Below are 758 nucleotides of genomic sequence, written 5' to 3'. Positions count from 1 at the left end.
GCCGCGGCGTCCTGAACGGCGTCGGAAGGGTTCAGCCGCGGAAGATCAGCGCGTCGGCACCGGATGGTCGCCGCGATAGTCGTAGAAGCCGCGACCAGTCTTGCGGCCGAGCCAGCCGGCCTCGACATATTTCACCAGCAGCGGACAAGGGCGGTATTTCGAGTCCGACAGGCCCTCATGCAGCACCTGCATGATCGACAGGCAGGTGTCGAGGCCGATGAAGTCGGCGAGCTGCAGCGGGCCCATCGGATGGTTGGCGCCGAGCCGCATGGCGGTATCGATGGCGTCGACCGTGCCGACGCCCTCATAGAGCGTGTAGATCGCCTCGTTGATCATCGGCAAAAGGATGCGGTTGACGATGAAGGCCGGGAAATCCTCGGAGACGGTGATCGTCTTGTCGAGGTGCTTCACATAGGTCTTGGCCGCCTCGAAGGTCTGGTCCTCGGTGGCGATGCCGCGCACTAGCTCGACCAGCTTCATCACCGGCACAGGATTCATGAAATGTATGCCGATGAAGCGCTCGGGACGGTCGGTCTGGGCGGCAAGCCGGGTGATCGAGATGGACGAGGTGTTGGTCGCCAGAATCGCTTCCGGATTGAGCTGCGGGCAGAGCTGCGCGTAGATCTTGCGCTTGACCGTCTCGTCCTCGGTCGCCGCCTCGATCACGAGGTCGGCGGCGGCGAGGTCGGCCATGGCCGGAGCGGCGGAGATGCGCGCCATCGCTTCGTTGCGCGCCTTTTCCTCAAGCTTGCCGGAAC

General features: G+C 64.1%; 1 protein-coding gene. It reads right to left on the bottom strand.

Annotation, left to right across the window (positions count from 1 at the left end; genetic code table 11):
- Nucleotides 1–45 precede the first annotated feature (45 nt).
- The coding region (locus tag EOA24_RS39945) for a 3-hydroxybutyryl-CoA dehydrogenase (protein WP_127410925.1) at nt 46–758 on the bottom strand (713 nt) is incomplete at its 5' end.

Source organism: Mesorhizobium sp. M2A.F.Ca.ET.039.01.1.1 (assembly GCF_003998035.1).
Classification (GTDB): Bacteria; Pseudomonadota; Alphaproteobacteria; order Rhizobiales; family Rhizobiaceae; genus Mesorhizobium.
This window is presented reverse-complemented; position numbering and strand designations above follow the sequence as displayed.